We start from the raw sequence: 13,679 nt of genomic DNA on the forward strand, positions 1-13,679 counted from the left end.
GACTTTGTCGCCGCACAAATAGTGCAACCAGCCAGAGCGACGTTTGCGCTATCGCAACGTCCCGTCCGCACCGCCGCCATAGGGTGGCGCATCCGGCGGTTCCACAAGACGGCGAGCGATGAGATGAGCGATGCACAAATCGGGCTGATGGCCGCGACACCCATCATCATCGCCTTCGCCATCGCGCTCCGGCGAATGGGTGTGCTGTCGACCGTGGCAACCGTCTCGGCGGTGAGCCTCTCGGTTGCCATCGCCGTGGTGCTCTTCACGACGCAATAATCGTCGGGTGCGAAAGCGTCGCAGCCTATCCCGACAACAGAGCGCTTTGGCTCATCGCCGTAACGCGGTAAAGTTCGCCACTGCACACGACCCAATGAGTTCGCTATGCCTGAGATCATCAATCTTGGTGCGCTGCAGCTGACCTTTCTCCGGAGCAAGGACGACACTGCCGGCGCTCTCGATCTGTTCGAGATGACCCTCCAGCCGAACGCGCGAATGCCGATCCCTCACTATCACGATCGTTGGGACGAAACGATCTATGGACTAAGTGGCATCTCGACCTGGCGGATCGATGGAATGGACGTCGACGTGGCGCCGGGCGAGACCGCGTTCATCAAGCGCGGCGTGGTGCACGGCTTCACAAATCGTTCACCCCGGCCGGCGACGTGCCTGTGCATACTCACCCCCGGCGCGCTTGGCCCTCAATATTTCAAGGAAATGGCGGTCCTGCTAGCCGCCGGCACGCCCGATCCAGCAAAGATGAAGGAGACGATGCTGCGCTACGGATTGGTACCGGTGCTGCAGTCTTGAGCTGTTTACGACGCAGTAGCGGGCTGCGACCGTGGCCCGCATGGAGCGCAGCGGAATGCGGGACAGTCTCGCCGAGCGGACAGAACCCGGATTGCGCGCCGCTCCATCCGGGGCACGACGGCCTCACCGCCGCTGGTTATAGACATCGATGCACACCGCACCGAGCAGCACCAGGCCCTTGATCACCTGCTGATAGTCGATGCCGATGCCGAGGATGGACATGCCGTTGTTCATCACGCCCATGATCATGGCGCCGACCACGGCACCGCCGACCCGCCCCACCCCGCCATAGGCCGAGGCGCCGCCTATGAAGCAGGCGGCGATGACGTCGAGCTCAAAGCCAAGACCCGCTTTGGGCGTCGCGGTGTTGAGGCGGGCGGCGAAGACGAGGCCGGCGAGCGCGGCGAGCACGCCCATGTTGACGAAGGTCAGGAAGGTCAGCCGCTCGGTCTTGATGCCAGACAGGCTTGCCGCCTTGGCGTTGCCGCCGACCGCATAGATCTGCCGGCCGATCACGGTGCGGCGGGTGACGAAACCGTAGAGTGCGATCAGCGCGGTCATGATCACCAGCACGTTAGGCAGTCCGCGATGCGAGGCGATCAGATAGGTGAAATAGAGTACGGCGCACGCGAGCAGGATGCTCTTGCCGAGGAAGAAACCGTAAGGCTCGACCTCAATGCCGTGCGATTGCTCGCGCGACCTCCCCTTGGCGCTGGCGTAGACGAGACCAAGCGCGAGCACGGCACCGATCAGCATGGACGTCGGATGCAGCGTGCCGGCCTCGGGCAGCAGCTCCGGAATGAAGCCGGAGGACAATTTCTGAAAGGTCGGCGGGAACGGACCGAGCGACTGGCCCTGCAGCACCGCAAGCGCAAGGCCCTTGAACACCAGCATGCCGGCCAGCGTCACGATGAAGGACGGGATCTTGAAATAGGCCACCCAATAGCCCTGCGCCGCACCGATGGCGGCGCCGACCAGAAGGCAGGCGATGAAGGCAAGCGTGTAATCGACCTTGTAGGTCACCATGAGAACCGCGGCGACAGCACCGATGAAGCCCGCGACCGAGCCGACCGAGAGGTCGATATGGCCGGTGACGATCACCAGCAGCATGCCGAGCGCCATGATGACGATGTAGCTGTTCTGCAGCACCAGATTGGTGAGGTTGAGCGGCTGCAGCAGCGTGCCGCCGGTGACGACCTGGAAGAACAGCATGATCGCGACCAGCGACATCAGCATGCCGTAGTTGCGCAAATTGTTCTTGATGAAGCTGCCGTGACGGCGCTCCTCGGGCAGCGACACCGTCTTGTCGGTCATGGCTGCGATCCTCCCATCTCCACGGCCGCGGGCGCGGCGTTCCCAATGCTTCGTTCGTTGCGCATGATGGCGCGCATGATCTTTTCCTGCGTTGCTTCTGCGCCCGGGAATTCGCCGACGAAGGCGCCGTCGTTCATGACGCAGATGCGGTCGCAGATGCCGAGCAGCTCGGGCATCTCCGAGGAGATCACCACAACGCCACGGCCGGCCTCCGCGAGCTCGTTGATGATACAGTAAATCTCGTATTTGGCACCGACATCGATACCCCGTGTCGGCTCGTCCAGGATCAAGACCTTGGGGTCGGTCATCAGCCATTTCGACAGCACCACCTTCTGCTGGTTGCCGCCGGAGAGTTGGCCGGTCTCCTGGTAGACGTCGGAGCAGCGGATGCGCATGCGGTTGCGATAGTCGCTGGCGACCTTCAGCTCGGCGATGTCGTCGATCACGCGGCCGGGCGCGACCTGGTCGAGGCTCGCCAGCGTGATGTTCTTGCGGACGTCGTCGGCGAGGATCAGCCCGAGTTGCTTGCGGTCCTCGGTGACATAGGCGAAGCCGGCGTCGATCGCGGCCGCGACGCTCGGAAGCGCCATCTCCCGGCCCTCGAGGCGGAGGCTGCCGCTGATGTTGGTGCCCCAGGAGCGGCCGAACAGGCTCATGGCGAATTCGGTGCGGCCCGCGCCCATTAGGCCGGCGATGCCGACGACCTCGCCGCGCCTGACACCAAAATTGACGTTCTTGATCACCTGCCGCTCGGTATGGATGGGGTGATAGACCGACCAATTCGCGACCTCGAGCACAGGTTCGCCGATCTTCACGCTGCGCTCCGGGAAGCGGTGGGCGAGATCGCGGTTGACCATGCTGCGGATGATGCGGTCTTCCTGGATCGGCTCGGCATGGCAATCGATGCTGTCGACGGTGCGGCCGTCGCGCAGCACCGTGATGTGGTCCGCGACCTTGGCGACCTCGTTCAGCTTGTGCGAGATCAGGATCGATCCGATGCCCTGCTCGCGGAACGCCATCAGGCGTTCGAGCAGAGCGGCGCTGTCGGCCTCGTTAAGGCTCGCGGTCGGCTCGTCGAGGATCAGCATCCGCACCCGCTTGGACAGCGCCTTGGCGATTTCGACCAGTTGCTGCTTGCCGACGCCGAGATCGGTGATCAGCGTATCCGGCGATTCCTTGAGGCCGACCTGCGCCAGCAGCTCCCGCGTGCGCCGATAGACCTCGTCGCGGTCGATCACCCCTAACTTCGACGGCGGATGCGACAGGAAGATGTTTTCCGCGATCGACATCAGCGGGATCAGCGCCAGCTCCTGGTGGATGATGATGATGCCGAGCGCCTCGGAATCGTTGATGTCGCGGAAACGCCGCTCCTCGCCCTCGAAGATGATGGTGCCCTCGTAGCTGCCGTGCGGATAGACCCCGCTCAGCACCTTCATCAGCGTCGACTTGCCGGCGCCGTTCTCGCCGACGAGCGCGTGGATCTGGCCGGCGTGAACCGAGAAGTTGACGTCGCGCAGCGCCTGCACACCGGCGAAGCTCTTGCTGACGTTGCGCATCTCCAGCATGGCGGTCATTGGCTTTGGTGTCCCTTGGTTTACTTCGCCTCTCCCCGCTTGCGGGGAGAGGCCGGAATTCGAGCGCAGCTTGAATTCCGGGTGAGGGGGAGTCTCCGCGAGGGCAACTGCCGGTGTGGAGAGAGCCCCTCACCCCGACCCTCTCCCCGTAAGAACGGGGAGAGGGAGAAGAAAGAAGCTTACTGGAACTGCGACTTCTTGTAATAGCCGCTGTCGACCAGCACCTTCTCCCAATTGTCCTTGTAGACCACGACCGGCTTGAGCAGATAGGACGGCACGGTCTTGACGCCGTTCTCATAGGTCTTGGTGTCGTTGACGGTGACCTCCTTGCCGGCGAGCGCGGCGTCGACCATATCGGCGGTGACCTTGGCGAGGTCGCGGGTGTCCTTGAAAATAGTCGAATACTGGTCGCCGCGCAGCATGGCCTTGATCGAGGGCACCTCGGCATCCTGGCCCGAGATAACAGGCATCGGCTGGTCGGCGCTGCCGTAGCCGACGCCCTTCAGCGAGGAGATGATGCCAATCGAGATGCCGTCATAGGGCGACAGCACGGCATTGATCTTCTTGTTGCCGTAGTAGGCGCTGAGCAGATTGTCCATGCGCGCCTGCGCGGTGGCGCCGTCCCAGCGCAGGGTCGCGACCTTGTCCATGCCCATCTGGCCGGAAACGACGACGAGCTTGCCGCTGTCGATATACGGCTTCAGCACGCTCATCGCGCCGTTGTAGAAGAAGTAGGCGTTGTTGTCGTCGGGCGAGCCGCCGAACAGCTCGATGTTGAAGGGACCCTTCCCTTCCTTGAGACCGAGGCCTTTTTCGATCGATTGCGCCTGGAGCACGCCGACCTGGAAATTGTCGAAGGTCGCATAATAGTCGACATTGGGCGTGCCGCGGATCAGGCGGTCATAGGCGATCACCGTGATGCCTTTTGCTTTTGCCTGCTTGAGCACGTCGGACAGCGTGGTGCCATCGATCGCAGCGATCACCAGCGCCTTGGCGCCTTTGGTCACCATGTTCTCGACCTGCGAGAGCTGGTTCGGAATGTCGTCCTCGGCATATTGCAGGTCGGTGTTGTAGCCGCGCTCTTTCAGCACCTTGACCATGTTGTTGCCATCGTCGATCCAGCGCGCCGAGGATTTGGTCGGCATAGCGATGCCGACTGTCGCCTTCTGGGCGAAAGCGGTGACGCCTGTGGCCATCGTGGCAGCGCCGGCCAGCGCCAGCGCGAGAAATGTCGTCTTCAGTTTCAGCATATTTCACTCCCTTGGGTGTCAGACTGTTTTCTTCCTAGCGTCGAGAACGTGATCGTGGGCTGCCTCAGGTCTCCTATGCGAGCTTGACGTCGGGTTCGGCGCGACCGCGCGCGGATGCCTGCAGTAGAAAAGTGCAACCGGCTTGCGGATCGGCGGCGCGCGCGGCCGCGTCCATGTCCTGCCAGGCCGAGGTGACGAGGAGGCGCGACAGATCGGGGCCGACGAAGGCGGGACAGCTCGCCTGCTTTGCCGGCACGCTCAGCGAGCGAAGGCGCTCGCCTTGCGGAGAATAGACATCGATACGGCTCGCACCCCAGCAGGCATTCCAGATCTTTCCGTCGGCATCGCATACCGAGCCATCAAGGCCGCCGATGCCGGTGTGGCGCAACAGCACCTCCGGCTCGCCGCGCGGCAGGCCGGTCGCAGGATTGAGCGGCACCGCGTAGAGCACGGCGCGCGCGCTATCGGCGAAATAGCCGATCGCGCCATCGGGCGAGAAGCAGATCGAGTTGGGAATACTGATGCGGGGGAACAGCAACGAGATCTTGCCGCGATGGAAGGCATAGATCGCGCCTGCCCCTGGTTCCGCCTTGCGTCCCATGGTGCCGATCCAGAACGTGCCGGATTGATGCACCCGTGCGTCGTTGGACCGGGTCGTGGGATTGTCGGCTTCGAGCGGACAGAATAGCGTCATCGCGCCATCGGCAGGCGTTCGAATGTAGAGTCCGTCCTCCGCGACGATCAACTGGCGTTCGGCATCGATGCGTCCGAGCGCGCTCGCCATGCGGCCGAGTGCGTGGACGCGAATGCCGCCGCTGCCGAGCTTTGCCTCGAACAGCAGCCCTTCGCGGATATCGAACCACCAGGCCGTATCGGTGGTCACGTCATAGGTCGGACCTTCGCCGAGATGGCAAGGATGGTCCGAGAGGACGGTCGTTGGCACCTGTTCCATCATGGCGACCTCACCGAAAAGCGATAAACCGCCTGATGACGATACACCCCGCCGGGATCAAGGCGCGGGCTCGGGAAGTCCGGCCGGTTCGGCGCGTCAGGCCAGATATGCGGCTCCAGGCACATGGCATCCGATTGACGGATGAGCTTGCCGCCCTTGCCCGAAATGGTGCCGTCGAGATAGTTGCCGGAATAGACCTGGAGGCCGGGCTGATTGGTGAACAGCTCCATGATGCGGCCTGAGCGCGGCGCCTCGAGCCGCGCCGCGAGCGCGAGCTTGCCGTCGCGCCCGAGACAATAGGTGTGATCGTAGCCCCTGCCGTTTCGCAATTGCTGATCGCTCTCACGGATCCGCTCGCCGACCGGCCGGGCCCTGCGGAAATCGAACGGCGTATCGGCAACCGCGCGCGGCGGCTCCGGCAGCGGAATGGCGGTGGGATCGATGGCGAGGAAACGCTCGGCCGCGACGGTCAAGCGATGGTCGAGAACGGGCGTGCCTGATGTGGCGCCTTCGAGATTGAAGAAGCTGTGGTTGGTCAAGTTGACGATCGTCGGCCGGTCGGTTCGCGCTTCCATCATCAGCGACAGCTCGGTCGGGCCGGTGATGCGATAGGTCAGGCGGACGTCGAGCTTGCCTGGATAATTCTCTTCGCCGTGCGGGCTCGTGTAAGTGAGCGTCACCGCGGGCTCGGCGCCTTCTTCGATTTCGGCAACCTCCCAGAGCTTGCGGTCAAAACCGTCGAGCCCGCCATGCAGCGCGTTCGGGCCGTTGTTGACGGAAAGCTGCACCGTCTCACCGTCGAGCGAGAACTGACCCTTGGCGATGCGGTTGGCGTAGCGGCCGACGGTGGCGCCGAAGAACTTTCGTTCGGCGAGATAGCCGGCGAACGCGTCATGGCCGAGTACGACGTCGTCGTATCCGCCGTTGGCGTCTGGCGCGATCAACGCCTGGAGCACGGCGCCATGGCTGATGATGCGGGCCTCGAATCCGCCCTCCCCGCGCAGCACGACGCGCTCGACCTTGCGGCCGTCCGGCAGCGTCCCGAAGACGTCTCTTGTGATTCTTGATGCGGCCATGCTCAATCCACGAACGGTTCGACGATCGTGCGCTTGCCCAGCAGGAAGGCGTCGGCGACGAGGCGAAGCGGCGTCAGGTCGACGTCACTTGCGCCGGTTGCCGCGAGCTCGACGAAGCGCCGGTAGAGTCCGCGATATTCCTCATCAGGGGCCTCGGCAAGCACCTTCCCGTCGACGGCCATGCGCGCGCCACCGCTGGACAGAGTCAGCCGGCCCTGATCGGTTTCGACCAGGATATCCCAGCTCTGCGGCCCGGTCTGGCGGAAATCGAACTCGGCGGTCACAGGCAGACCGCTGATATCCGTCAGTGTCAGGCTCGCCGCGATCGGCGCTTGGCGATTGGCTGGAAAGGCCAGCTCGGCCGCAGTGACGAACACGGGCTTCGGCAGAATCCTGGTCAGGATCGACAGCGCATTGATGCCGGGATCGAACACGCCGAGGCCGCCCGGCTCCCAGATCCAACCCTGCCCGGGATGCCAGACACGGACGTCTTCCTTCCAGCTGATGTGCACGGAGGCGATGCGGTGCTCGGCGAGCCATTGCCGCGCCGGCTCGACCGCCGGCGCGTGGCGCGAATGCCAGGTCGCAAACAGGGTCCGCTTCGCACCCGCCGCCATCGCGATCAGCGGATCGAGCTCGGCGACGCCGGCGCCGGGTGGTTTCTCCAGCATGACATGCTTGCCGGCGGCGAGCGCGGCTGCGGCCTGGGCCCGGCGCACCTGCGGCGGCGTGCAGAGCGACACCGCATCGATCGGCGGCCCCTTCTCCAGCAATTCCTCGATGGTGGCAAAATGCGGTAATTCCGGCAGCGAGGCGTTGCGGCTGGCAACCGCCGCGAGCGTTGCGCCTGGTGTCGCGGCGATCGCCCCCACATGCTGGTCCCGCGCAATCTTGCCGAAGCCAACGATGGCGATGCGAAGCTCGGTCACGATCTTTCTCCAGATTTCGGGGATGGCAGCACCTCGCCCGGCGCAGTCTCGATCGCGGCGTCCTCGTGGCGATGCATACCGTTGTGAATGACGAAGACCATCGCTTCGGAGGCGGCGTCGGCGTCGCCACCGGCAATGGCATCGACGATGTTCTGATGCCAGAGCAGCACGGTGTCGCGGTCCTTCGCCTCGACCGGGGCGCTGAGCAGGAACGAGGCGCGTAGCGCGGCCTCGATGACATGGCCGATCGAGCGCATGAACAGATTGCCGGAGGCACGCGCCACGGCCACATGAAGCGCGAGATCGGCATCGGCAAAGCCCACCGAGTCGGACGCCTCACGCCGCATGCGCTCCATGCTGCGGCGGAGCTCGGCCAGGTCCTCCTCGGACCGCTGCGCCGCTGCGAGCATCGCCGCACGCGGCTCGACCGCGAGACGGATCTCGGCAAGGTCATTGAGGAAGCGCTTGTCGATGCCGGCGTCCAGGTGCCAGGCCAGCACATCGGCATCGAACATGTTCCAGGCGCCGCGCTCGCGCACGACGGTGCCGACCCGCGCCTTGGTGGTGAGCAGCCCCTTGGCGACCAGGGTCTTGACGCTTTCGCGCAGCACCGGCCGCGACACGCCGAACATCGCGATCATCTCGGCATCACCTGGCAGCCGCGTCCCCTCCGCATAGCGGCCGGCGATGATGTCGACGCCGATCGAGCGAGCCACCTCCGCATGGTTGGAGTGGGCCCGCCGCGTCGGGATGACGACGATGCGCGAGGTCATGTGGCTGCTCCTGCACTCTTCCTCACCGGCCGGCGTGCAAGCGCGACCAGCCCCTGCTGCAAGGCGATGAAAGCGAACAGCAGCACGCCGGTCGCGATCTTGGTCCACCAGCTCGACAGCGTCCCGTCGAAATTGATGTAGGTCTGGATCAGGCCCTGGATCAGCACGCCGAGGAAGGTACCGATCACCGAGCCCTGCCCGCCCGTGAGCAGCGTGCCGCCGATCACGACAGCGGCGATGCTGTCGAGCTCGACGCCGACGGCCGAGAGCGAGTAGCCGGCGCTGGTGTAGAAGGAGAAGACGATGCCGGCGATCCCTGCGAGCAGGCTCGACAGCATGTAGATCTTGATCGTCATCTTGCCGACCGCGACGCCCATCAGACTTGCGGTGGTCCGGCTGCCGCCGAGCGCATAGACATTGGCGCCGAACCGGGTGAGCTGCAGCAGCAACGCGCCGCCGACCACGATCGCGAGCATGATGATGGCGACGGCGGTCAGGCGCCCACCACCTGGCATCCGTAAGGCGAAGTCCGACACGGTGGAATAGATCGGCGCGGTGATCGGCACCGATTCGGTCGAGAGCAGGAAGCTCGCGCCGCGCGCCAGGAACATCCCGGCCAGCGTCACGATGAACGGCGGGAGGTCGAAGACATGGATGACTGCACCCATCGATGCGCCAAAAGCCGCCGACAGCGCGAGGATGGCGACGAAGGCGACCAGCGGCGGCACGCCCCAGCGCTCGATCGCCAGCGCAACGAACACGGTGGTGAAACCGATCACCGAGCCGACCGAGAGGTCGATCCCGCCGGAGATGATTACAAACGTCATGCCGATCGCGACGATGCCGAGAAAGGCGTTGTCGGTGAGGAGGTTGCCGACCACCCGGGTGGAGGCGATGTTGGGGAATTGCACGGCGCAAGCTGCGAAGCCCGCAACGAGCACGATGGCGGTGATGACGACGGGCGGCAGGCCTTTCATGCCTTGGTCCTCCGCAGCCGCGCCGCGATGGCGGCAAGATCAGAGAATTTCGGCGATTGCAGCAGCAGAACTGCGAGCACCACCACCGCCTTGACCAGCAGGTTGAACTCCGGCGGATAGCCCGACAGCAGGATGCCGGTGTTCATGGTCTGGATGATCAGCGCACCCAGCACCGCGAGCACGAGGCTGAAGCGGCCGCCGAACAGCGAGGTGCCGCCAATCACGACGGCGAGGATGGCATCGAGCTCGAGCCAGAGGCCGGCATTGTTGGCATCCGCGCCCATGATGTCCGCCGCCGCGATTACGCCAGCAAGCGCGGCGCAGACGCCGCACCAGACATAGACCGCCAGGATCATCGCGCGGGTGCCGACACCGGCGAGCTCGCTCGCGCGCGCGTTGCCGCCGGTGGCCTCAATCAAGAGGCCGAGCGCCGAGCCGCGCACCACTGCGCCGGTAAGGATCAGCATGCCCAGGGCAATCGCGACCGGCACCGGCAGCCCAAGCATCGAGCCATTGCCGAGCCAGACCAGATCCGGCGATGAGAACGTCACGATCCGCCCTTCGGTGATGAGCTGCGCGATGCCCCGCCCTGCCACCATCAGGATCAGCGTCGCCACGATCGGTTGCATGCCGAGCACCGCGACGAGAAAGCCGTTCCAGAGACCGCAGACGAGGCCTGCGCCGAGCGCGGCCGCCAGCACCACCGGCAGGCCGTGACTGTCGGCAAGGCTCGCGGCGATCGCGCCGCAGATCGCCATGACCGCGCCGACGGAGAGATCGATGCCGCGCGTCGCGATCACCAGCACCATGCCGAGCGAGAGCAGCGCCACCGGCGTGCCGCGGTTGAGTACGTCGATCAGGCTGCCGAACAGCCGGCCGTCCTGGAGGCGCAGGTCGAAGAACTGCGGCGACACCATGCGATCGACCGCGAGGATAACGATCAGCGCCAGGATCTGGGCGAGGCCGCGGCGCGGCAGCAGCGCTGTCATGCCCGGCCCTCCTGCGCGGTCGCGGCGCTATCGGCGGCGATCGCCGCGAGAATGTTGTCGACGTCGATTGCCTCTCCGGCGAGCTCCTCGACATGGGCGCGGTCGCGCAGCACCACCACGCGGTCGGAATAGGTCACGATCTCATCCAGCTCGGAGGAGATCACGAGCAGCGAAAGCCCATCGTCGCAGAGCTCGCGGATCAGACGGATGATTTCGGCATGTGCGCCGACGTCGATGCCGCGCGTGGGTTCATCCAGCACGAGGAGCCGCGGCGAGGTCGCGAGCCAGCGCGCCAACAGCACTTTCTGCTGGTTGCCGCCGGAGAGCAGACCAACGGGGCGCTCCGGATCGGGCGGGCGGATGTCGAGCATCTTGACGTAGCGGCGCGCGATCTCGTCCTGCTCGCGGCGCGACAGCGGGCGATGCAGGCCCCGCTTGGCCTGGAGCGCGAGCACGATGTTTTCGCGCACGCTGAGCTCGGCAACGATGCCGTCGGTCTTGCGCTCCTCCGGGCAATAACCAAAACCGTGTCGGACGCCGTCGCGCGGCGACTGCAGCCGGACGGCTGCGCCCCCCACCCTCGCCTGCCCGCGATCGGCGCGCTCGGCGCCGAACACCAGCCGCGCCGTCTCGGTCCGGCCCGAGCCGAGCAGGCCGGCCAGGCCGACGACCTCGCCGTGACGCAGCTCGAGATTGAAGGGCGCGACATAGCCGGCCTTGCCGTACCCCTCGAAGCTCGCGCAGATCTCGCGCGCCCTGTGCTCGGTGGCAGAAGCCCGCGCGCTGGTGGTCTCGGCCAGCTCGCGACCGAGCATCATCCGGATCAATTCCAGCCGCGGCAGCGAGGCGGTCTCGCGCTCGCCGACGAGGCGGCCGTTGCGCAGCACCGTGATGCGGTCCGATATCTCGTAGACCTGGTCGAGGAAGTGGCTGACGAAGACGATGCCGATGCCTCGCCCGGCGAGCTTGCGCATGATGCCGAAGAGAATCTCGACTTCGTGGCGGTCGAGGCTCGCGGTCGGCTCATCCAGGATCAGCACGCGCGCAGAGAGGTCCACCGCGCGGGCAATCGCGGTAACGTGCTGGATGGCCACCGAATAATTGCCGAGCGGCGCGGCGACGTCGATGTCGAGGCCGAAATCCGCAAGCAGCGTCTTGGCGCGGCGGCGCATCTCGCCCTCGCGGACAATGCCGAAACGCATCGGCTGGCGGTCGAGAAACAGATTCTGCGCCACCGAAAGATTCGGCAGCAGATTGACCTCCTGGTAAACCGTGGCGATGCCGGCCCCAAGCGCCGCCTTGGCCGAGCGCGGCGCGACCTCTTCACCGCTGATCCGGACAATGCCGGAATCGCGGGCGAACACGCCGGTGACGACCTTGATCAGCGTGGACTTGCCGGCGCCGTTCTCGCCGAGCAGCGCATGGATCTCACCGGCACGGAGCGTGAAGTCGACCTCCTGCAACGCGCGCACCGCACCAAAGCTCTTGCTGATCCCGCGCACCTCCAACAGCGGCGAAGCAGGATCGGAACTGTTTTCCATCGCGACGTCACTCCCACCGGCGTCCGCTGATGATGCGGCCGCCCAGCCTATTCGCTCGCGCAGCGGTTTCGAAGGGGTGCCGGACCGCTGGAAGCAATCCGGCGTATTGCCCGCCTCAGTAACCGAGACCCTTCTTGCTGTCGTAGATCTTCTGCGGATCGTCGGCGGCCGTATAGAGCTTGGACTCGGTCTGGATCCATTTCGGCGGCACCGTACCCTTGTCCTTGAACGCCGCGATGGCATCGAGCGCGGGCCCGGCCATGTTCGGCGTCAGCTCGACCGTGGCGTTGGCTTCGCCGGCGGCCATCGCCTTGAAGATGTCGGGCACCGCGTCGATCGAGACGGTGAGGATCTCCTTGCCGGGCTTGAGGCCTGCTTCCTTCATCGCCTGGATCGCGCCGACCATCATGTCGTCGTTGTGGGCATAGACCGCGCAGATCGACTTGCCGCCGCCTTCGGCCTTGATGAAGCTCTCCATCACCTCCTTGCCCTTGGCGCGGGTGAAGTCGCCGGTCTGGCTGCGCACCACCTTCAGATTCGCGTGCTTGGCGACCGCAGTGTCAAAGCCCTTCTTGCGGTTGGCGGCGACGCTGGCGCCGACCGTGCCCTGCAATTCCACGATGTTGCAGGCCTTAGTTCCGACCGTCTTCGCCAGCCAGTCACCGGCGACCTCGCCTTCGTGCACGCTGTCGGAGGTGACGGCGGTGAGATAGAGGTCCTTGCCGGAGGGATCGATGTCGCGGTCGAGCAGCACGACCGGGATCTTGGCCTCCTTGGCTTCCTTCAGCACCGAATCCCACCCCGTCGAGACGACCGGGGCGAGGAAGATCGCATCGACGTTCTGCGCGATGAAGGAGCGGATCGCCTTGATCTGGTTCTCCTGCTTCTGCTGGGCATCGGCGATCTTGAGATTGACCTGGCGCTTGGCAGCCTCCTGCTTGGAGACCGAAGTCTCGGCCGCGCGCCAGCCGGATTCCGATCCGATCTGCGAGAAGCCGATGGTGAGCTGACCGGCACTGGCCGGCAGCGCGAGCAGCAAGGCGGCCATGGCGCTGGCCGCAAAGAGGGCTTTAGGGGTCATCAGGCGTGTCTCCCAAGAGGTTTATCCGGGGCGCCGATTGGTAGCATGGCACCCGCAGGCCGGCCTTTGAGCCGACGGAAGGCACTATTTCACGGAAGATGGGTTCCGACTAGTCATATTATTTGACTATTTGGGGGAAAACGCGCGCGAGCGGCGGCGAGCGGTTCTATGACACGCTCAGCGAGATTTTGTTCCAGGGATGCAACGCGGAGATGAAAAGAAATTATGGGGGCCGATGGAGCTTCACGGTCACCGCAGTGAAGGTGCGCCCCCTCGCCCCGCTTGCGGGGAGAGGGGGAGTCTCCGCAGGGACGGTAACTGATGGAGTCGCAATCTCTCCTCCCCGTCATTGCGAGCGCAGCGAAGCAATCCAGAATCCCTCCGCGGAAGGACTCTGGATTGCTTCGCTGCGC

General features: G+C 65.0%; 13 protein-coding genes. 2 read left to right on the top strand and 11 right to left on the bottom strand.

Annotated elements, in window-relative coordinates; all coding sequences use genetic code 11:
- Nucleotides 1-123 precede the first annotated feature (123 nt).
- On the top strand, nt 124-279 hold the full coding sequence (locus ACVIIV_RS31155) for a hypothetical protein (protein ID WP_456747598.1): 156 nt from the start codon (nt 124-126) through the stop codon (nt 277-279).
- A 105-nt stretch (nt 280-384) separates the two neighbouring features.
- On the top strand, nt 385-810 hold the full coding sequence (locus ACVIIV_RS31160) for a cupin domain-containing protein (RefSeq protein ID WP_456747599.1): 426 nt from the start codon (nt 385-387) through the stop codon (nt 808-810).
- Nucleotides 811-933: 123 nt separating this feature from the next.
- Here the strand turns inward: ACVIIV_RS31160 and mmsB are convergent, their stop codons facing one another.
- The 11 genes from mmsB to ytfQ form a co-directional block, all read right to left on the bottom strand.
- The gene (mmsB, locus tag ACVIIV_RS31165; protein ID WP_456747600.1) at nt 934-2,124 is read right to left on the bottom strand and encodes a multiple monosaccharide ABC transporter permease; all 1,191 of its coding nucleotides are present in this window, start codon (nt 2,122-2,124) and stop codon (nt 934-936) included.
- Complete coding sequence (gene mmsA, locus ACVIIV_RS31170; RefSeq protein WP_456747601.1) at nt 2,121-3,698, bottom strand: multiple monosaccharide ABC transporter ATP-binding protein; 1,578 nt, start codon at nt 3,696-3,698, stop codon at nt 2,121-2,123. The genes mmsB and mmsA overlap by 4 nt, the downstream gene beginning before the upstream one ends.
- Nucleotides 3,699-3,877: 179 nt before the next feature.
- Entirely contained in the window at nt 3,878-4,948 is a 1,071-nt protein-coding gene (gene chvE / locus ACVIIV_RS31175) for a multiple monosaccharide ABC transporter substrate-binding protein (protein WP_456747602.1), read from the bottom strand.
- A 73-nt stretch (nt 4,949-5,021) separates the two neighbouring features.
- Nucleotides 5,022-5,900 (bottom strand): SMP-30/gluconolactonase/LRE family protein, encoded by an 879-nt coding sequence (locus ACVIIV_RS31180; RefSeq protein ID WP_456748869.1) that lies wholly within the window; start codon nt 5,898-5,900, stop codon nt 5,022-5,024.
- Nucleotides 5,900-6,976, bottom strand: coding sequence for an aldose epimerase family protein (locus ACVIIV_RS31185; protein ID WP_456747603.1), 1,077 nt, complete (start codon nt 6,974-6,976; stop codon nt 5,900-5,902). The genes ACVIIV_RS31180 and ACVIIV_RS31185 overlap by 1 nt, the downstream gene beginning before the upstream one ends.
- Nucleotides 6,977-6,978: 2 nt before the next feature.
- Nucleotides 6,979-7,905: a Gfo/Idh/MocA family protein gene (locus ACVIIV_RS31190; RefSeq protein WP_456747604.1), complete on the bottom strand. Its 927-nt coding sequence runs from the start codon at nt 7,903-7,905 to the stop codon at nt 6,979-6,981.
- Nucleotides 7,902-8,678 carry a FadR/GntR family transcriptional regulator gene (locus ACVIIV_RS31195; RefSeq protein WP_456747605.1) on the bottom strand — a complete coding sequence of 259 codons (777 nt, stop codon included), beginning with the start codon at nt 8,676-8,678 and terminating at the stop codon, nt 7,902-7,904. The genes ACVIIV_RS31190 and ACVIIV_RS31195 overlap by 4 nt, the downstream gene beginning before the upstream one ends.
- Nucleotides 8,675-9,655, bottom strand: a complete 981-nt coding sequence (gene yjfF / locus ACVIIV_RS31200; protein WP_456747606.1) for a galactofuranose ABC transporter, permease protein YjfF — start codon at nt 9,653-9,655, stop codon at nt 8,675-8,677. The genes ACVIIV_RS31195 and yjfF overlap by 4 nt, the downstream gene beginning before the upstream one ends.
- Complete coding sequence (locus tag ACVIIV_RS31205) at nt 9,652-10,644, bottom strand: ABC transporter permease (RefSeq protein WP_456747607.1); 993 nt, start codon at nt 10,642-10,644, stop codon at nt 9,652-9,654. The genes yjfF and ACVIIV_RS31205 overlap by 4 nt, the downstream gene beginning before the upstream one ends.
- Nucleotides 10,641-12,185 (bottom strand): sugar ABC transporter ATP-binding protein, encoded by a 1,545-nt coding sequence (locus tag ACVIIV_RS31210; RefSeq protein WP_456747608.1) that lies wholly within the window; start codon nt 12,183-12,185, stop codon nt 10,641-10,643. The genes ACVIIV_RS31205 and ACVIIV_RS31210 overlap by 4 nt, the downstream gene beginning before the upstream one ends.
- A 115-nt stretch (nt 12,186-12,300) precedes the next feature.
- Complete coding sequence (gene ytfQ / locus ACVIIV_RS31215; RefSeq protein WP_456747609.1) at nt 12,301-13,266, bottom strand: galactofuranose ABC transporter, galactofuranose-binding protein YtfQ; 966 nt, start codon at nt 13,264-13,266, stop codon at nt 12,301-12,303.
- Between the last annotated feature and the right edge of the window lie 413 nt (nt 13,267-13,679).

This window comes from Bradyrhizobium sp. USDA 4354 (assembly GCF_054060315.1).